We start from the raw sequence: 18,843 nt of genomic DNA, 5'->3' as shown, positions 1-18,843 counted from the left end.
CGTCACACTTTCCCCACGAGGTTAAAATCGACAAAGCGGCCCGCCAGCACCGCGCCCGTCGGCAGAAATTCGTACCCGTCCCATTCCCCGGCGACTTGAATCGGATGCCCGCCTCCCAGCGCCAGCAAAGACCACTTATGCGGGAACTTCCGCGCAACCGGCAGGTAAGCGCCCCCGGGTTCTCGCAGAACCCAGTTCCCTGCGTGGCGCGTGGGCACGACGCGGTCGAGCAGCAGCGGAAAATAGAGCAGCCACGGATTGCGCGCCAACGCCCGGCTGTACGCCTCGATGCCCTGCTGAATCGTTTCCCCGGTTGTGGGTTGGCCGGGCTGCACATCCCCGCGCTGCGCCTGAATGAAGGCACGCTGGGGGCAGCGGCTGGGGAAAAACACGAGTTCCGCCTCGATCACCCTGCCCGGCCACAGATAGGAGTCGAAAGGGAGATCGCGATAAGCGAACTCCAAGATCAACGCATTTCGCCTGCTGTTCTGGCCGCGCAGCCACAGCCGCTGCGTGCGCAGCTTTTTCTCCAGCACGGCTTCGTGACGCCCTAGCACCAGCCACCTGTCGGAGACGCTCTCGCCCGCCGGGACGTCCTCGCGCCGCAGCGGCCATCCCAACACCATGCGCATATCGGCCTGGGCGTCTTCCGGCAGCGTGTCGAAGCGTTTGAATCCCTCGATCAGCAGGTACAGCCGCCCCAGTTGATCCAGCAGCGGCTCGACCCACTGCTCCTCGCGCAGCGGGATGCCCGCCATATCCCGCAGCCACTGTGCGATTCCGGGGGCCTGCGCATCGACCATCCGCGCGGCTTTGGCGTCCCAAAACTCGTACTGCCCGATCTGCGGATCGCCCAGTCCATGCCGGATGATGTTCGTGAGCCAGAGTTCGAGTTCCTCAAGTCCCGCAGCGATCTTCTGTTTCCGGTCGCGCAGCGTCTTTTCTCGCTGCGCCGGATCGGCAGCCTTTTCCGCGTCACTTTGTTTTTTCGCCACCTGCTTACGGGCGCGTTGCGCGGCTTTATCCAGCCACTCCCGTACGTGGGCGGGAGCGTCGCCAACGGGCAAGGCATCGGGGTGCTCGACGACGATGAACAGCAGCCCCAAACAGTGTTTACACGGCTGTTTGTGGCTGGGGCACGTGCACCCCCATCCCTCGCTGCCGTGGTGCAGCCGCCGCAGATCGAGCTTGACCTGATACGGTGTCTTTCCGCTCCCCTTGAACGCTCCCCAGGCGGAAGCGCCATCGCGCCCCAACGACAGCCACTTGCCGGGAACGGCCAACGCCTTACCACGCCTGGCCGCATCCGGGTTAGGCGCCATTGCCATAACTTTCTCGGTGTTCCACCCCTCTAAAAGTGATGCCATGTGTCGTGTCCATCCACCAGCGCAGCCAGAACTTATGTTCTTCTGCCCTATTATAAGTATTTCTCCTCTACGGGCCAGCAGGCATTGGACGCCGGTTGGCGCGAGGACTCAATTATATGCCGAAGCGAATCTTGGACGTTTCTGGGAGCGCGTCGGCGGCTCACACGAAGGAGCCGCTCCACTTTCTTGCGGACTGTTTTTGCACGGATAGGGTGAAAGCGGAAGGCTTGAGGTAAAAAAACGCCTGAAATAGAATCAGGAAGCCCGACCATGGCAGCAGGCCGGGCTTCCGTTCAAGTCATTTCAACACGAGCCGCCCACATGCGGGACGGTTCACATCGTGGACTCGGTAATTTGATGGATCGCCGCCAGTTCTTTTACAGCGCCCCGCACCAGCAGCGCCACGCCCATGTAAAACTCTGTTTGCGCGCGCTGAAGCACCTGATCGCACCAGATATCCATCCATTGCGAGGGGTGCTCTACGAAGAAATCCCGCTGAGCCTGGATAAGCGCCTGCGCGTCGCCGAGATCGTTCCGCTCCAGCGCGGCCACGGCCAGTGCCGCCAGATAACCCATGAACGAAAACTCCAAACCGATGTGATCGTCCGGCTCGTTATGGATCTTCTCAGATTCCAGGTTGAAGCGGCGGAACCACTCACGGACCTGCATCGTCTGGGCCTGGAACAACAGTCCCTGGACGTTGAAGTAGAACGATTCCCACGGGGGCGAGACCGGCTCGCCGGGGCCGACAAACAAGCGGCCATAGTCGATATTCAGGCGCTCGATGGCCGCCGGGGGATCGGCTGCGAGGGTGGATTTGAGCCACGCATCGATCTTCGCCGCGCCTTCGACAATATCCGGCTGCGTGCCGCCAAACAGCACGTCGTCAAAAATATCTTCGTCCGCCAGCATTTGGAACCATGCCAGAGTCGCCTTGCCCGGCGGCGTCTGGAGCAGCTTGCCCATCAAGTTAAAGAAAAACACCTCGGTCGATAACTGCTCAAGCAATTTTTGCGCTTCCATAGCATCCTCATAATCCCACCAGCCTGACCGGCAGCCCTAACGGCTGTGACAATTCGTACATTGTACCTCTCGCTGCAGGCGATGCGGTACGACCAGCGCATCTTCCTGGCCGGGCAGCGACGTGACCAACTGCCCCGCGTCGTCCACCACGATATCCATCCCCGACGCATCGTGACAGGTATAGCAGGCAACCTGATGGTGCACGGATTGGTGATAGATGGGGGCGCCCCCCACCTGCGTCGCGGAGGCGTGGCATTCCGCTCCGCCGCACATGAATGCGTTCGGATCACCCTGCCCGGTATGGCCGACAGGGGTCGCAACGGTCGTGTAAACCGTGCTTTGAATCGATGTGTGGCAGCCCGACTGGGTGCAGCTTGCCCGCCCGGAATGCGTATCGTGGCAGGCAGCGCATTCAAATTCAGGATGCGCGAGATGGTCGGAATCAGACACCAGCCGTGTGTCGTCGATGTCTTCGTGGCATTCCAGACACAGATCCGACGCCGTCTGTGCCTCGCCACCTTCATCGTTCCCCGTCACCGCCCAGGACAGGGCATCCGCCGTGTCACTGCTCGTCTGGTGGCAGTCTTCACACAGCAAATCGCCCGCGTGAACGCCGTTCGAAAACTTCGTGCTCATTGTGTCCACCAGAACGGACGGCGTGGCCGTTGGCGTTGGCGCGACTGTGGCAGAATCCTGGCCCGAACAGGCGGCCAGCATTCCAAGACTACAAAAACAACCGGACAGGACGATCCACTTCAACCGTACGAAAAGAGAGTTCATGCGATCCACTTATGCGTCGTAAAGGAGCCATTACAGGACAAAGAGGGAATAGAATACCACTCCCTCTTTGTCCGGGGTACTAAGTTTGGCAGATCCTACAACCCAATATGGATCTCGGTCGCATAAAACAGCACGCGCCCCAAAACCTCTGCCACCAGGATGAACGCGAAGGCGCTGAAGGCAAACGCGGCCATGAGCTTTTCACGTCCGGGGCGCTGTGACGCCTGGTACATGAACAGCCCGAAGATCCCCGCGCCGACGAAAGCCAGCGCGAGCCGGACGCCGAACAGCACGCCGTACTCACCGAGGAAGTCCAGGTTGGCGTGATCCTCGATGGACACCACGTACGCCGATTGCAGCGACGACACCACCAGCTCGACGCCCAGCACCACGATCGCCGTGACGGCGAGCCACTTGATCGCGCCGCGCAGCAGATCGCACTGCTGTGCCTGGCACTCGGGCCCTTCGCGCCGCTGGATGATCCAGTAGTTGATCATGAACGCGACGGCCAACGCCAGCGTCCCCAGCAGCACCGTCGTCGCAAAGAACGAGATCGGGGTCGCCACCGTGGTCCAGCCTTCCTGCGCCTCGGCGGTCATGTACACCTGCGACATGCTGAACACCAGCGCGCAGCCCACGAACGCAGCCAGCACCGCGACGGCGTTCCGCACGTTAGCTGTACTCAGCTTACGCCATTGCAAAAACGCAAACGCCGCCCCGGTCGCAGCGAACATCACGCCAAAACCGATCTCCCGGCTCAACCACGAATTGCCGAAGTTGAGGATCGCGCGGTACGCGTACATCGGCTGGCCGAGGTGCAGCAGCGACGCGATCATGCCCAGCACGAGCAGCCCGCCAATGGGAAGTAGCGCCCGGTCGCTGAGCTTGTCAGCCTGTTCGATGCCGGACTTACGGACGGCGAAGTAGTGCGCCACACCGAGGGCGATGAACGAACCGACCGATGTTTGAGCCAAAATTGTGAAGGTGACCAAAGCCCACGTTTCGGTATGCATCGTTAGATCTCGCCTTCCATGTCTAGGATATGGCCGGTCCCCTGCCCCGTGGCCTGGGCATGACGGTGAGGATGGATCACCAGCGCGGGCGACGTGATCTCCCGTTTGGGCAGCGGTTCGATCTCGACGACATCGCCATGCTTGGCGCGCAGCTCCTCGATCTCACCGAACTCGATGGCGCGCAGCGGGCACGCATCGACGCACGCCGGATTCTTGCCTTCCGCCTGCAGGTCATAGCAGAAATTGCACTTCGTCATCACGCCGTCGTCTTCATTGAACTGCGGTGCGCCGTACGGGCACACCCAGGAGCAGTAGCGGCAGCCGATGCACACGTCGTCGTCGATCAGGACGATGCCGTCCTCGTTTTTGCTGATCGCGCCGGTCGGGCAGTTGTGAAGGCACGGAGCGTCTTCACAGTGGTTGCAGGAAATCGACAGGAAATAGCCGAAGACATTCTGCGGAATCATGATGTCGCCCGACTGCACCCACGAGCCGCCGCCATAGTTCACGACGCGGCGCCACAGCACGCCCATCGGCAGGTGATTCTTGTCTTTGCAGGCGATCTGGCAGGCCTTGCAGCCGATGCAGATATCGGCGTTGAAATAGAAACCCAGTTGTCTGCTCATGTCTAGTCACTATCCTTTGCAAACCGAATCTCACGAGCAGGCCGCTTGTAGTCGGCGACGAGATCGCCATCGTATTTTTCGACCTGAAGGAGCGTGCCGGTCCAGCATTGCACGCCCTGGCCGGAAGCTCGCGGGGCCTGAAGGATGTTGGGGTTGCCGCTCCGGTCGATGCCCGTCTCGTTATCGATATCGATCCAGGCGCCGTCCTCCAGCGCAACCGCGCCAGGGACCATGCCCGGCAGCACCTTGACGCGCCGGATCACCTTGCCGTGCGGGCTGGACATCAGCACCACGTCGTCCGTCTTGAGGCCGCGCGCTTCCGCGTCCACGACACTCATGAAGCATTCCTGCGGGAAGGCTTCCCGCAGCGCCGGAACGTTGTCCAGGTTGGTATGCGCGCGGCGCAGCGAGTGCGGCGTGAACAGAATCAGCGGATATTCTTCCGTGCGGGCGTGATACCCCTGATCCGGCTCCGCTTCCTGGTACTTGCCGATGGGGTAGATCGTGGAGAATCCGTACTGGTTGACCATCGCCGCCAGCGTCGGGCAGTAGATCTCGAACTTACCGGTCGAAGTCGCCACCGGATTCGCCTCGGGGTCCGCGATGAACGCGGCATGTGCGATGTGCATCAGGGCGTCGTCTGCCTCGCGCGGAACTTTATAGATGCCCTTCTCGCGGAATTCTTCGATCGTGATGCGGCCCTTCTGCGGCTCACCCTCGACGCCCATGTCTTTGATATCCTGGGCCGTGATGGTCACCAGCGGCTCATAACCGGAGCCGTCTCGCTTTATGACCTGCGTCCCGGCCAGGGTATTGTAAGCTTTTTGCTCCCACGAGTTGCCGTAAATTTCGTCCGGGTCCAGGCCCAGCCGTTCGGCCAGACCGTACGCGACGTCAATGTCGGCGCGCGATTCAAAGAGCGGTTCCATCACCTGCTGCCACCACAGCACGTGCTCGCGGTTGTCGGTGAACACCTGCCCGTGGCGTTCCCACAGCGTGCTGATCGGGAACACGAGGTCGGCATAGTGCGCGTTGGTGTTGTAGTTGAGGCACGAAGCCATCACAAAATCGACCTTGCGGTGCGCTTCGATGCCCGCCTTGGCGTTCGGCATGGAATTCAGGAAGTGGCCGTGGCCGTGGTAGATCATCCTGATATCGATCGGGCGCTTGCCGCCGGGCCATACGTCACGGCCATACTCGCCGTCCACGATCGACTGCCAGGCTTCGCTGTATTCCAGGCAATCCCAGTCGCGCTGAGTGTTGATGTCCGCGCAGAAAACGATCATGTCCGGGTAAACGGGGTTGACCGGAACCGTGTCACCGTACTTCCCCGCCGTCACCAGCGGAGCCGTGAAGTTCGGCTCCGGCCCGATCCATGACACGTTCGCGCCGGGCTTGCCGACGTTGCCGGTCATCCAGCCCACGGTGAAAAACACCTGGGCAAACTGTTCGCCAGCCGGGAATTTCGTGGTGCTCTGCCCGGCATAGATGCTGGTGGGCTTGATCGACGCAAGCTGGTTGGCGAAGTTCCGAATGACGTCAGGATGCACGCCGCAGATCGACGAGGCCCATTCTGGCGTCTTGGGCTGGTCGTCATAGGTTCACAGCACGTAGTCGCGGAAGTTATCCTTGGCGGGTGCGCCTTCCGGCATGTGCTCGGCATCGAAACCGGAGCAGTATGTATCGAGGAAATCCTGGTCCTGCAGATCGTTCACGATCATGTGATAGGCAGCGCCCAGCAAAAACGCCGTGTCGGTCGCGGGGCGGATCGGAATCCACTCGTCGGCCAGACCCTGTGCGGTGCGGTTCAGCCACGGATCGACCACGATCACGTGCGCGCCGCTGTCTTTTGCCTGCTTGATGAAGTAGGAGGTGTTGCCGCCCTTGTTGGCCGCCCAGTTGCAGCCGATCAGGACGATCTGCTTGGCGTGGCGCAGCGCGAAGCGGTCGTTGCAGTCCAGCATGCCGCCGGTCATGAACGCCTCAGGGAACGGCCACGATCCGAAGGAGACCGTGCCGTAGTGGCTGACGTGGCCGCCCAGCGCGTTGAACACGCGCGGCACCGGATCCCACAAAATTTCGCCGTTTTCGTAGCCCCACGTCGCGCCGAAAACCGACTTGGGGCCATAGGTGTCGTAGATGCGCTTGATTTCAGTCGCGGCGATGTCCAGGGCCTCGTCCCACGACAGCCGGACCCATTCATCCTGGCCGCGCAGTTCCTTATTGCCGCCACCCGGCTCCCAGTGCTTGCGCACCATCGGGTACTTCAGCCGGTTCGACGCCAGAATGTTGCCGATCTGCGCGCGGCCACGCGGGCAGGCGCGGCGCTGCGGCACGTCGTAGCTGTCTTCTTCCACTTCGTCCGACCGGATGCGGATCGGCACGCCATCCACCACATAGGCCTGGATCAGGCAGCGCGAATTTCCACACGAGCAGTTATGCCAGCATGGCGCCGTAATCCACTCGCCACCCGCCTCGGCCAGCGCCTTCCCGCTGCTTTCAGCGACAGGCTTCAGCCCATAGGCGAATCCGTGGTCAATGGACACCGCGCCACCCATCACGGCGCTTAACTTCAAGAAGCTCCGCCGGGATAAAGGATTATCCTGCAATACCTCACAAAAAATGTCTTCGTGACTCATACGCGTACGTCCCCCGTTGAAACCTTTGGGTGCATAAAACGGAATTTCGACGACGTTCAGCACTGACGAGCATGTCGTACTGGAACGAAAGCGGGAAATAATCTTTTGCGGCGTTCTCCTTCACAGGCACGGTGTCGGCACAGAACCGGACAGTCGCTTGTTGTTCCGCATACGAGCCTGCTTGCATCCCCCCTCCAGGCTCGTGGAGCGCGCAATCAGACCGGATACAACACCGTTGATTTCATTGTATGAAACAAGCATCGGGCTGTCTGTCATGCTCAGCCCGTGACTTATCTCGTGAAAAATACCACAAGCCGTGGGGAAAATTACGGACAGCTACGGACGCAATAGCTGGTGACGCAGGGCGTATTCGACGAGTTCGGAGCGGTGTTCGAGGTTGAGCTTTTCCATGATCCGTTCACGATAAGTTTCGACTGTCCGGGGGGATAGAGACAACTGCACGCCGATTTCCCGGCAGGTGTAGCCTTTCGCAACCAGTTCGATCACCTGTCGCTCGCGCAGGGAAAGCACATCCGGGCCGGGACTCTGCTCGTCAAGCTGGAGCCGGGACGCGCAGTGGCTGCGCGCCATCACCTGAATGCCCTCTTGCTTGAGGAAAATATCGCCGCGCAGGGCCGCGTGAATGGCGGAAATCAGGTCGCGGTCGAGCGCCGATTTACGGACATACCCCACCCCTCCCGCTTCCAGAAACCGCATCAGGTACATGTCTTCCGGGTGCATCGTGAGCGCAATAATCCGAATGTCGGGGCACTGCTGTACGATCCGGCGCGTGGCATCCACCCCGTTCGACTCGCCCAGCGAGATATCCATGAGCGCGACGTCGGGGCACAGTCCGACCGCCAGTCGCACCGCGCCGTCCGCGTCCCCGGCTTCACCGATCACTTCAATATCCGCTTCTTTCTCCAGCAAGAGTCGCAGCGCGCTGCGAACGAGGATGTGATCATCGACGAGGACGATCCGAATCGGCGACCCCATAGCAAACTCCGTTAATCTTTTGGTCCTGCGCAATAGAAAGTAAGTATCACCCTGCTTTGGGCGACGTCAGGCCTGTAAATGTACCGCCAATCGTCGTTGATACTACTCCATAAAGCAAGTGCGCGTAGACGGTTTCATAGCGCCGCCGGTTGAATGGCGCGCCGCCCAGCGGTTAGCTTCCCGTGCTGCTGCCATCACCACGATCCGTAAATTTGCGACGAAAAGTGTGTTTGCCGCGCCGCATCGCTGCCCGCCGGACCCGGGTTGAACCCCGGCATGGTCGATATTCTCTACCGTGACGCCCATTCCGGCAAACGTGAGACGCAGCCCGGCGCTATCCATCCGCCCGGCCCTGACGCTATACTCGTGATAGGACTGCCTGAAAAAACAGCGAAGTGCTTTCGTCCGGCTCACGATCGTGTAAACACAGAGGCGAGGTAGACGGTGAGGTAAATTCCAATGCGATTGACGCGCCGCCAACAGCTTTTGTTGTTGGCCCCATTTTTGCTCCTTGTCGTGCCGTTTCTGATCTGGCCCACGCTGTTCGGCTTCTTTGCCAGCTTCACCAACTACAGTCCATTTCGCCCCAACACGCGTTTTATCGCGCTCCGCAGCTACACCCGCCTGCTGTCCGATTCGACCTTCCGGCAGTCGCTCGTCAACATCGTGCTGTTCACGGTGACCATCGTGCCCGCTCAAATGGTCTTCGGGCTGGCGACTGCCTTCAGCCTGCGCCGGGATTTTCGCGGGCGTACCGTGGTGCGCTCGCTGCTCCTGACGCCCTGGTTGATCAGCCCGATTGCCAGCGGCGTCATGTGGCACTACATGTTCAACACGCGGTTTGGCCTGTTTAATCTCTTTCCCGCGCTGGTGGGCCTGCCAACCTTTCCCTCGCCGCTCGCATCGCTCCGGCTGGCATTCTGGGCAGTCTGCATTGCGGAGGTGTGGCGGCAGTCGTCGTTTGCGGCCTTTCTGATCCTGCCCGGCCTGTTAGCCATTCCCCAGAGCCAGTGGGACAACGCCCGGCTGGACGGGCTTTCCCTGTTGGCCCAGCTTCGTTATGTGGTGATTCCGCGCTTGCGGGTGCTGCTGCTCACCGTTCTGCTGCTGCTCACCGGCAGCACGCTCGGCATGTCCGAAGGGCTCCTGCTGCTGTCGCGGGGTGGTCCGGGCACCAAAACGATGACCCCCGGCTTATACAGCTACTACAAAGCCATCCATGCCAGAAACTGGCCTCTCGCGTCCACGGCGGGATGGTTCATCACGGCGGGGGTGCTGCTGGTCGGGCTGATCTACCTTTTGCTGCTGAGGCACAAAGAAGTGGGCATGTGATGCGCCGGATATTTATTGCACTCGTGGTGATCGGGTTTGTCCTGCCCGTGATCTGGACTGCCCTCACGTCGGTCGGCATCCAGCACACCAACACCGAGTCGCCGCCTGCATGGCGGCTCGACCTCAGCCTGGAAAACTACGCGCAGATCAAATCCGAGCAGACCTTCTTCTGGCGCGAACTATTCACGAGCGTATGGCTGTCGTTGGCGGTGACGGGGACGACCGTCGCCACGGCGTTAATGGCCGCCTACAGCCTCGCGCGCTCGGCGTTTCGGCGCAAGCAGCTCGTCGTGAACAGCTTCCTGATCTTGTCCAGCATCCCCGTGATCTCCTACGCCATTCCTCTCGATATCACGCTGCTGCACCTGCACCTGCACGATACGCTGCGGGGCGTCCTGCTGGCGGAGTCGGCGCTGTTTGCGCCGCTGGCGGCTTTCATCCTCTACGGCTACATCGCGCACCTACCCGTTGACTATGAGGAGGCTGCGCTCTTGGACGGAGCGAACTTTGCCGGGCTGCTGCTGAGGGTCGTGCTGCCGCTGGTCGCTCCCGGCGTGATCGCAACCGGGGTGATTGTGTTCGTGTTGAGCTGGAATCAGTTTTTTCTGCCGCTGATGCTCACCAGCACCGAGATCAAAACGATCCCCGTCATGATGCGCGATTTTTTTACGCTGGACCGCGAATTCGACTGGCCCAAAGTCGCCGCCGTGCTGGTCATCTCGCTGATCCCGGTGGGCCTGTTTGTCACGGCGGCCCATCGCTCGCTGGAGTGGTTCAGCCTCAACATCGACGATCCGCAGGACTAGTGCGCGTTACAGAGAGCGCCGGTCTCTCACGCGCTCATTACCCCGCGATCCGTAGGGGTGGGGCTTGCTCCGCCCGTTTTTCCCTCGGGGATCCCGCGCAACAGGGTTGCGTGGGGTGATTTCCCTTCCTTCCGCTTGTGTGGGGGAAGAGGCCAGGGGATGGAGGGCTACAAAGTGCACGCCCCGCTCTAGAAGGGATCGTTCTGGCATTTGTTTAGCGTGGTTGGCCCGCCGTCGTCGTTCAGCCCCTGCAGCTTCGGGAGCAGGTGCGGAAACTGTCCCGTCAAAAATGCGCGAGCAACGGGCGTCAGCGGATACCGCGCATTCCACACCAGTTTCAGGTCCCGCTGCAAGGGGACGTCCTGAAGCGCCAGCGCATGCAGCCGCCCGGCCTCTCGCTCGTGCTGGAAGACATACTCCGGCAGAATCGAGATTCCCATCCCCGCGATGACCGCTTGTTTGATCGCTTCCGGATTATCAAACTCGGCCACGATGTGCGGCACGACGTCGAAATTCTTCAACGTTTGCAGGAGCCAGAGGCTGGTTTGGCTCTCGGGTGTCCGCATGACAAACGGCTCTCCACGCAGCGCGTCCAGCGAAACGGCATCTCTTGCCGCCCAGGCATGATCGGGGCTGACCACGACCCATTGGCTGACGGTTTGCAGCACGACCTGCTCCAGTTCCGGCACATCGGTGAGTTCGCCTTCGATGAATCCGGCATCCAGCGTGTGATTGAGCAGCGCCGCGACCACCCGCGCCGTCACATCCGTCAGCAGCGATACCGTCAGCTTCGGATAGCGCATTCGGAACGCTTGAATCCACCCCGGCAGCACATAGCTGCCGACCCCCGGCGTGGCCCCGATGCGGATCTGGCCGCTGTTCAACTGGCTGACGTTGGTCACCGCGCTCTCGGCTTCGCTCAACAGCGAAAGAATGCAGCGCGTGTAATCGTACAGAATCTCGCCCGACGCGGTGAGCCGCACCCCGCGCGGTCCCCGCTCGAAGAGCTGCACGCCCAGGCTCGATTCCAGCGCCTGAACGTGTTGGCTGACGGCGGGCTGGCTCAGGAACAGCCGCTCCGCCGCGGCGCTGAAGCTGCCCGCCTGGACCACCATATTGAAGACTTCTAGCTTGTAGAGGCTGATCATGGTTTTCCCGATATAAGCTCCGGCTTATATCTCATTATAAGCAAACCACTCTCCCACGGAAACCATATCCCTGTCATGATCTGGACGGACCTCCAACGCACAGGGAGCGCGGTCATGAATCTCATCAAGCAGTTGTTCGCCTCGACAGACACCAATCTCGATGCCGCTGAAGCCAAGAGCAAGCTGGACGGCAAAAATCCCCCGGTGCTGCTCGATGTACGCCAGCAGGACGAATACCGTTCCGGGCATATCCCGGGCGCAGTGTTGATTCCGCTCAACCAGCTTGGGCAGCGCCTGCACGAACTGCCGAAAGATCGGGAGATCATCTGTGTCTGCCGTTCCGGCTCGCGCAGCCGCATGGCAAACCGTATGTTGGCCCAGGCGGGTTACAACAGCCTCAACCTGAAGGGCGGCATGATCTCCTGGACGCGCGCCGGACTCTCCACCAAAAAGGGAAACACGCCCTGATGCTCATTTTAGGTTTGGGTTTCACCATCGGGTTTTTGCTCAGTCTGCTGGGTGGTGGAGGCTCAATCGTAACGGTGCCGGTGCTCGTCTACATCATCGGCCAGACGCCGCAAACAGCCGTCGCCACGTCGCTGGCCGTGGTGGGAGCCAACAGCACGCTCGGCGCTTTTTTCCACCGCTCACAACTGAACTGGCGCGTCGCGCTGGTGTTCGGCGGCGCGGGCATCGTGGTGTCCTATCTGGCGGCGGGGCTTTCCGAACGGGTCTCCCCCGCCATGCTGATGGTTCTGTTTGCGCTGCTCATGCTCGGCGTCGCCGCGCTGATGGCCTTCCGCCCCTGGGCCGAAAACACGGAACAGGTGACACGCCAGTGGTGGGTGATCGTGCTCAGCGGTGCGGGCGTCGGGCTGCTCACCGGCTTTTTGGGCGTCGGCGGTGGCTTTTTGATCGTCCCCGCCCTGGTGATCCTGGTTGGTCTGCCGATGCCGCAGGCGGTCGCCACGTCTCTGGTCATTATTGCCGTGAACAGTCTATCCGGCTTTCTGGGGCATCTAACCCGAGAGGCGCTGGACGTTCAACTGATTCTGTTGTTCACGCTGTCCGGTTTTGCCGGGGCATTCAGCGGCGCGCAAGTGGGCAAACGGCTGCCCGCCAGCCAGCTTCGACAGGCATTCGTGGTGTTCATCCTCATGTTGGCCGTCGTGCTGCTCTACGACAATCTGCCACAGGTACTGTAAGGGAGCAAAGAGATGTATCTCCAGCAATTTTTCGTCGAAGGATTGGGCTGTGCGTCCTATCTGGTGGGCTGTGAAGCAGCCGGTGTAGCCGCCGTCATCGATCCGGATCGCGACGTGCAAAAGTACGTCGATGAAGCGGCAGCGCACGGGCTGAAGATCACCCACATCATCGAGACGCACCTCCATGCCGATCACGTCTCCGGCAACACGGAGCTGGCTCGCAGAACCGGCGCGGCCATCTATTTGCACGAGGCCGGTGCGGCCCAGTTCCCCCACGAACCGGTGCGCCACGAAGACGTGATCCGCCTGGGCAACGTGCAGCTTCAGGTCCGCCATACCCCCGGCCACACGCCCGAAAGCATCACCTTGCTGGTGTCCGATACCACTCGCGTCGAACAGCCGTGGTTCGCGCTGACGGGCGACACGCTTTTCGTAGGCGACGTCGGGCGGCCCGATCTCGTCGGCGTCGAAGCGGCCCGCGACCTGGCCGGGCACATGCACGACAGCCTGAACAACGAAATCCTGACGCACGACGACAGCCTGATTATCTATCCCGGCCACGGAGCAGGCTCGCTCTGCGGTCGCTCCATCGGCTCGGTTCGTGTCACCTCGCTCGGCTTCGAGCGTCACAGCAATCCGGCCTTGCAGCCGCGCAGCAAAGCCGCCTTCATCACCTTTGCGACGGAAGATCTGCCGGAACAGCCGGGCAACCACAAGCGGATCAAAACCATCAACCGCCAGGGGCCACGCGCCCTGGGCGACGTAAAACCGGCGCCGCTGACGGTCCAGGAGTCCATCCCCTACTTCCGAAAAGGTGCGGCGCTGCTCGATACGCGCTCGAAGGCGGACTACGTCGCCAAGCACATCCCCGGGTCGGCCCACCTGGAAGCCGACCAGCAGCTCAGCAACCGGGTCGGCTTTGTGCTGCCTCCCGACGCGCCCCTGATCCTGCTGCTGTCCGATCCGGCCAGCTACCAATCCGTCGTGTACAGTCTGGCGCGCGTTGGCTACGAAAACGTGATCGGGTACCTGTCCGACAGCCTGGACACGTGGGAAGCGCTGGGCCTTCCGGTCACCAGCGGCGACGTGCGCGACGTCGAGCCGCAGGAACTTTACGATCTGATCCAGCTCCCCGACGATGAGCGGCCCGTGGTGATCGACGTGCGTGAAGCCTGGGAGCACGCCCAGGGGCACATCCCCACCGCCCGGCTGATTCCGCTCGGTGACTTGCCCCGGCGCATTGGCGAGCTTGATCCGGACCAGCCCGTTGCCGTCGTTTGCGCCACCGGGAGCCGCAGCCAATCCGCTGCCGCGCTCCTGGGGCAAAAAGGCTTCAAGACGATTTACAATGTCATTGGTGGAACGATGTACTGGATGCAAAACGGTCTCCCGCTGGAACAGCCGGTGGCCGCATCCCGAGGAGTGCAGTAATGGTCGAAACAATCGGCAGAACGATCCGGCTCAATACCGGCTACGATCAGGCGTTGGAAGCGGTCGAAGCGGCGCTGAAGCCGGAAGGCTTCGGGGTGCTGACGCGCATCGACGTTCAGGATACGCTCAAGAAGAAGCTGGGCGTCGATTTCCGGCGCTATGCCATCCTTGGGGCCTGTAATCCGAACCTCGCGCACCGGGCGCTCACCATTGCGCCCGAATCCGGGCTGCTCCTGCCCTGTAACGTCACGGTGGCCGAAGGCGAAGATGGCATCGTCGAGGTGTCCCTGATCGATCCGATGGCGATGTTGGGCGTCCTCCACAGCCCGGCGCTGGAGCCGATCGCGGAGGAAGCGCGCGAACGTCTGGAACGCGTTGCCATGCGGTTGCAGGAAAACGAGAGCGTATCGTAAGTCACAGCGATGCCCGCTCTGGCTGGCTGGCGGCATTGCTCGAAAAATACCCTTACGCGTGGGCAGTTTTAAGACTGCCCACTTTTGTTTTGCGCCGCCCTCCAACACCGCAAGATCCTCACGCCCAATATACAGTCCGCCGCCGCGCAAAATCCGGCTCCAATCACGCTGCCGGATTCCCGGTTCCACCCACGATTTTCCCGGCCAATTTTGCCCGAACACAACGCTGCTCGCGGCTGCATCACGGCCATGTTCGGGTTGACTCGCATTACGTTTTCTATTAGACTGAACCTAACATCCCGAGAGAATTCGAGGAACACTGCGATGAACCGGGACACCATACTCCACGCCCTACTCCTTCCCGCCATCTTCGTTCTCAGCGGTTCCGTAGTTGCTCACGCACACCCTCCCGCGCAAGTCTGCGGCGATTTCGACTCCCGGCTGGCGGTTGGCGACACCGCGCTGGTGGTCAGCCCGGCCCTCAACATCCGCGAAGCACCCAGCACCTCTGCCGACCGTCTGCGCGATCCGCTCGAACCGGGAACCGTCGCCGCCATTCTGGAAGGGCCGCGCTGCGTTGACGAGTATACGTGGTGGCAGGTGACCGCCGAAAGCATCACCGGGTGGGTGGCCGAAGGGAACCCGGATGAATACTTTTTATCCGGCCCCGTCGATCCCGATGAGGTTTCGCAGCCCCAGGACAGCCAGGATAATCAGGGCAGCCAGGGGAATTTCGACACATCCGGCGATGCCAACCCCAACCCGCCGCTGGAAACGCTCGACGGGCAGCCCGGCGGTGGCAACTACTTTTACGCCTGTGAAGGCGGCTACAACGACAACGGCGTCAGCGGGCGACTCGCCTTCTCCGAAAACGACATCAACAACGGCGGCACGGCGGACTACCGTCCATTCACCCACGTGCTCGAAGTCGACACCCCTGCAATATGTTTTGCGGGAAACGCGCAGTACGGAAATAACGGCGTCGCCGTCGCCCCCAACGGGCAGCGCCTGGATCCGGTCGTATCCCAGTTGTACGACGAGGGCAGCGTCTACCTCACCCAGATCCAGCTTCCCCTTCAGGCATTCATCGCGTCCGGCACGTGGCGGCTGGAAGTGCCGGGCTTCGCCATCGACGTCAACGTCCGCCTGCCCGATCACCCGTACGTGATGTTCACGCTCGCCAACGGCGGCCAGATGCTCGTCGCGGGGTTGCAGTCGAACGAGCGCTTCATCCTGAGCGGATCGGCCTTTGGCGACTATCCGGAATGGTTCGAAGCGCGCGCGGACCAGCAGGGCCTCTTTACGCTCCCGCTGTCGCAGTTGACCTGGCTGAACGAGATCGATGAGCTGGACACGAACAACCTGCGCCGTGCGGTGGGCACGATCGACATCATCGGGCAAATGGGCAGTTTCTTATCCTACGACGGCATCACGGTCACCCATCCCGATACGGGCTACTACTGGTATCGCATCCCCATGCGCTATGGCGCGCCGCTCATGCATGAAATCATCTGGGGCGGCAGCTACGACGAAGCCAGTGCCCAGGCCTATCTTCGTCAGTGGACCTGCCCCGGCGCGTCACCCATTCGGCTGAATCCGGACACCGGCGGCGGGCGCGCCTACGTCACCAACGGGGTTGGCACGCAGTTCATCTACACCGGGCCGTCCCTCAACGCACGGGTAGACAGCTCGCGCGAGCCGGGTGACTACCTCGTCTTCTTCGGGGGCGTCGAATGTGCCGATAACGGCGTGTGGTGGTCCGCCGGAGGCGAGTGGATCATGGAAAATCAGGGCAGCCAGTATTTCTGGGTGCAGTAGAACCCAACCATCACGACACAGCAAAATCCGCAGCCGGGGCCACTGATGGACCCGGCTTTTTCATCCCGCTGCGGCGGGCGTCGCCAGCTCGGATTCCGATGCGGCGCAGCGAAAGCCGACCAGCAGGTGCCCGGACGTCATATCGGTGGGATGCAGCCACGCCCGCTGCGCGCTGCGCGGGTTGTTCTCGTCGTCATTGAACGATCCGCCGCGTGTAACCCGGCGCACATCGGTACGGGTCAGGTCTTCGCGCCCGTCGTCGGGTGTATAGGGATAGCGGTAGATGGTCGTGAAATCCTCGGATGAGTAAGCCGTGCTGACCCACTCCCACACGTTGCCCGCCATATCCATCGCGCCGACCCACGACGCACTCTCCGGCGGGCGGGTTCCCACCGGCGCGGTTTTGAAATTCGAGTTGCCGATATACACGAGGTAATCCGGATTGAACGTGTCGCCCCACGGATAAACCCGGCTGTCCGGGCCGCGCGCGGCGTATTCCCACTCCGGTTCGGTCGGCAGCCGCGCGCCGCGCCACTGGCAGTACGCAAGCGCCTGCGTCCACACCACGTTGTTAACCGGATCGTTGTTCCCGGTCGAATAGACGTTGGCCTCGACGTCGCTGCACGCCCCGGCTAGCACGCAGACCTCGTACTGGCGGCGCGTGACTTCCAGACGGTCGATCCAATACGGCTCGTCAAAACAGATCTGGTGAACGGGCGCTGCGCTGTCGATGACGCTCCCCATGTTGAAACAACCGGGCGGCACCTGCACCATGTCCGCGCCTTTGATGCGCTGCACGACGCTCGGCTGCGGGGTTGGATTCGCCTCGGCGGTCGCGCGAGCAACGAGCGCCGCAGGTTCCAGCGTCGTCGCCAGCGTCGGCACGATCCCAAACCGCTGTAACATCAACTGGGCGTGTTCCTGCTCGAACGCGAACCGCGTCGCCTGGGCTTCGGCAGTCACGCGCAGCGCCTCGGACTGGGCGCGCTCGTCATGCGCGATGCCGATCTGCGTTTGGGCCGCATTGCTCGCGCTGCGCGATTCTGCGGCGCTTGCCAGCGCCAGCACGGTCGCCCCGAACGCGATCACCACGACCACCGCCAGGGTCCCAGCCGCGACCCGCAGCCGGTGTGTGCGGCGTTCCTGAGCCGCTGCACGTTCCTGCTGGCGGGTTTCTTCGGCGCGGCTTTCCTCGATGTAGATGCGGTGCAGCGAATCGGCTGGCGGTACGCGCTTCTCCGCGACCGTATCCTTCAGCCATTGCTCGGCAGCCGTGAGTTCGTCGCCGTTCAGCAGCATACTCGGCTTGCGCCCCGCGCGGTCCCATTCCAGTGCCCGCGTCAGGTAACGCGTGTGCGCTTTGACGTGCGCCTGATCGGTCTCCAGCGCCTCGATGAGCGCACCGATCTCCTGGTCATATTTCTCGGACTCGGTGAAAAACAGCCAGTTCAGGCTGCGGATTTCCTCCCAGTTTGAGCGAGCGCGCTGTTCCCACGGCACGGTAATCCACCGCCCGGCGACTTCGTTGAAGACGGTACCTTCGATGCGCTCCAAGATAAGCGGCATGACCCGTTTGTTTCGGGACAGCGCGTACGCGATCTCGTCGTTACAGATTTGCGAAGTCAGCGAGTGGTGGCTGATGACGGAAATGAAGGTGTCGGCATTGTCGATCCCGTCGTAAATTTCGTTCAGCCACTCGTCTCCACGGGGAATATCCTGCCAGTCCACCCAGGTATCATGTCCCCGCCGCTTCAAGGTGTTATTCAGCCACAGAACGAATTCACTATCCGCTCGGGAATAGCTGATAAACACATCAGTCATGCCATCACCCCCTGCACAGACATGGCACTCAGCATCCGTAGGACGGTTGTTTGTGGGCGGTCGGGAGATCCGCGAAATCGCGCCGGGTGAAATGCGGTGCAAGGCAATTCGCACCGCATTTATTCTATTGTTTTGTTTTTTATTACTCTATAATTTTATGCGGTCTTATGTCAACTCCGCGCAAGAACCCGCCCCACACGCCCCAAACAACGCCTGGAGCGTGTTATGCACTTTTCGAGCGAGAAGATTGGTTCCTTTCGCACCCATTACCCCGAGATCCGTAGGGGCGGGGTTGCAACCGCTCGTTTTTCTCTGGAGGTCGCCGCGCAACTCTGTTGCGTGGGTGGCTTCCCCTTCCCTCCGCTTTCGTGCTGAGGGGGCGACACTAGATTCTGCTGAGGGAAGAGATAGCCAACGAAACGCGC

General features: G+C 61.4%; 17 protein-coding genes. 7 read left to right on the top strand and 10 right to left on the bottom strand.

All coding sequences use genetic code 11. The annotated features are described in order from the left end of the window. Positions 1-2: 2 nt before the first annotated feature. The 8 genes from V7116_RS04480 to V7116_RS04445 all read right to left on the bottom strand — a co-directional run bounded on the left by V7116_RS04480 (position 3) and on the right by V7116_RS04445 (position 8,444). Entirely contained in the window at positions 3-1,367 is a 1,365-nt protein-coding gene (locus tag V7116_RS04480) for an SWIM zinc finger family protein (protein ID WP_324390686.1), read from the bottom strand. A 333-nt stretch (positions 1,368-1,700) separates the two neighbouring features. After that, positions 1,701-2,390 (bottom strand): TorD/DmsD family molecular chaperone, encoded by a 690-nt coding sequence (locus tag V7116_RS04475; protein ID WP_324390685.1) that lies wholly within the window; start codon positions 2,388-2,390, stop codon positions 1,701-1,703. 36 nt (positions 2,391-2,426) lie between these two features. Continuing rightward, a complete protein-coding gene (locus V7116_RS04470; RefSeq protein ID WP_324390684.1) occupies positions 2,427-3,026 on the bottom strand; it encodes a cytochrome c3 family protein in 600 nt (199 codons plus the stop codon). Positions 3,027-3,265: 239 nt separating this feature from the next. Continuing rightward, a complete protein-coding gene (locus V7116_RS04465; RefSeq protein ID WP_324390683.1) occupies positions 3,266-4,183 on the bottom strand; it encodes a dimethyl sulfoxide reductase anchor subunit family protein in 918 nt (305 codons plus the stop codon). Between the two features lie 2 nt (positions 4,184-4,185). Further along, positions 4,186-4,809: a DMSO/selenate family reductase complex B subunit gene (locus V7116_RS04460; protein ID WP_324390682.1), complete on the bottom strand. Its 624-nt coding sequence runs from the start codon at positions 4,807-4,809 to the stop codon at positions 4,186-4,188. A gap of 2 nt (positions 4,810-4,811) precedes the next feature. Continuing rightward, positions 4,812-6,359: a molybdopterin-dependent oxidoreductase gene (locus V7116_RS04455; RefSeq protein WP_324390681.1), complete on the bottom strand. Its 1,548-nt coding sequence runs from the start codon at positions 6,357-6,359 to the stop codon at positions 4,812-4,814. A gap of 51 nt (positions 6,360-6,410) precedes the next feature. Next, entirely contained in the window at positions 6,411-7,448 is a 1,038-nt protein-coding gene (locus tag V7116_RS04450; RefSeq protein ID WP_324390680.1) for a molybdopterin-dependent oxidoreductase, read from the bottom strand. A 336-nt stretch (positions 7,449-7,784) separates the two neighbouring features. Then, the gene (locus tag V7116_RS04445) at positions 7,785-8,444 is read right to left on the bottom strand and encodes a response regulator transcription factor (RefSeq protein WP_324390679.1); all 660 of its coding nucleotides are present in this window, start codon (positions 8,442-8,444) and stop codon (positions 7,785-7,787) included. 459 nt (positions 8,445-8,903) lie between these two features. On the opposite strand from V7116_RS04445, the gene V7116_RS04440 reads away from it, so the two are divergent. Beyond that, complete coding sequence (locus V7116_RS04440) at positions 8,904-9,776, top strand: carbohydrate ABC transporter permease (RefSeq protein WP_324390678.1); 873 nt, start codon at positions 8,904-8,906, stop codon at positions 9,774-9,776. Further along, on the top strand, positions 9,776-10,582 hold the full coding sequence (locus tag V7116_RS04435) for a carbohydrate ABC transporter permease (protein WP_324390677.1): 807 nt from the start codon (positions 9,776-9,778) through the stop codon (positions 10,580-10,582). Before V7116_RS04440 ends, V7116_RS04435 begins: the two co-directional genes overlap by 1 nt. Positions 10,583-10,770: 188 nt before the next feature. On the opposite strand, the gene V7116_RS04430 is transcribed toward V7116_RS04435, so the two are convergent. Continuing rightward, positions 10,771-11,730 (bottom strand): LysR family transcriptional regulator, encoded by a 960-nt coding sequence (locus V7116_RS04430; protein WP_324390676.1) that lies wholly within the window; start codon positions 11,728-11,730, stop codon positions 10,771-10,773. Positions 11,731-11,844: 114 nt separating this feature from the next. Here V7116_RS04430 and V7116_RS04425 point away from each other — a divergent pair, with 114 nt between their 5' ends. The 5 genes from V7116_RS04425 (at position 11,845) to V7116_RS04405 (ending at position 16,597) form a co-directional block, all read left to right on the top strand. Beyond that, entirely contained in the window at positions 11,845-12,198 is a 354-nt protein-coding gene (locus tag V7116_RS04425; RefSeq protein WP_324390675.1) for a rhodanese-like domain-containing protein, read from the top strand. Further along, entirely contained in the window at positions 12,198-12,935 is a 738-nt protein-coding gene (locus V7116_RS04420) for a sulfite exporter TauE/SafE family protein (RefSeq protein ID WP_324390674.1), read from the top strand. The genes V7116_RS04425 and V7116_RS04420 overlap by 1 nt, the downstream gene beginning before the upstream one ends. A 12-nt stretch (positions 12,936-12,947) precedes the next feature. Continuing rightward, on the top strand, positions 12,948-14,366 hold the full coding sequence (locus V7116_RS04415; RefSeq protein ID WP_324390673.1) for an MBL fold metallo-hydrolase: 1,419 nt from the start codon (positions 12,948-12,950) through the stop codon (positions 14,364-14,366). Continuing rightward, on the top strand, positions 14,366-14,779 hold the full coding sequence (locus V7116_RS04410; RefSeq protein ID WP_324390672.1) for a DUF302 domain-containing protein: 414 nt from the start codon (positions 14,366-14,368) through the stop codon (positions 14,777-14,779). The genes V7116_RS04415 and V7116_RS04410 overlap by 1 nt, the downstream gene beginning before the upstream one ends. Positions 14,780-15,103: 324 nt before the next feature. Continuing rightward, entirely contained in the window at positions 15,104-16,597 is a 1,494-nt protein-coding gene (locus tag V7116_RS04405) for an SH3 domain-containing protein (protein ID WP_324390671.1), read from the top strand. Positions 16,598-16,657: 60 nt separating this feature from the next. Here the strand turns inward: V7116_RS04405 and V7116_RS04400 are convergent, their stop codons facing one another. After that, positions 16,658-18,418: an SUMF1/EgtB/PvdO family nonheme iron enzyme gene (locus V7116_RS04400; protein WP_324390670.1), complete on the bottom strand. Its 1,761-nt coding sequence runs from the start codon at positions 18,416-18,418 to the stop codon at positions 16,658-16,660. Positions 18,419-18,843: the final 425 nt, after the last annotated feature.

The sequence above is a fragment of the Aggregatilinea sp. genome, assembly GCF_036822615.1.
Taxonomy (GTDB): Bacteria; Chloroflexota; Anaerolineae; order Aggregatilineales; family Aggregatilineaceae; genus Aggregatilinea.
Note: the sequence above shows the minus strand (reverse complement) of the source record. Positions and strands in the feature narration are given on the sequence as shown.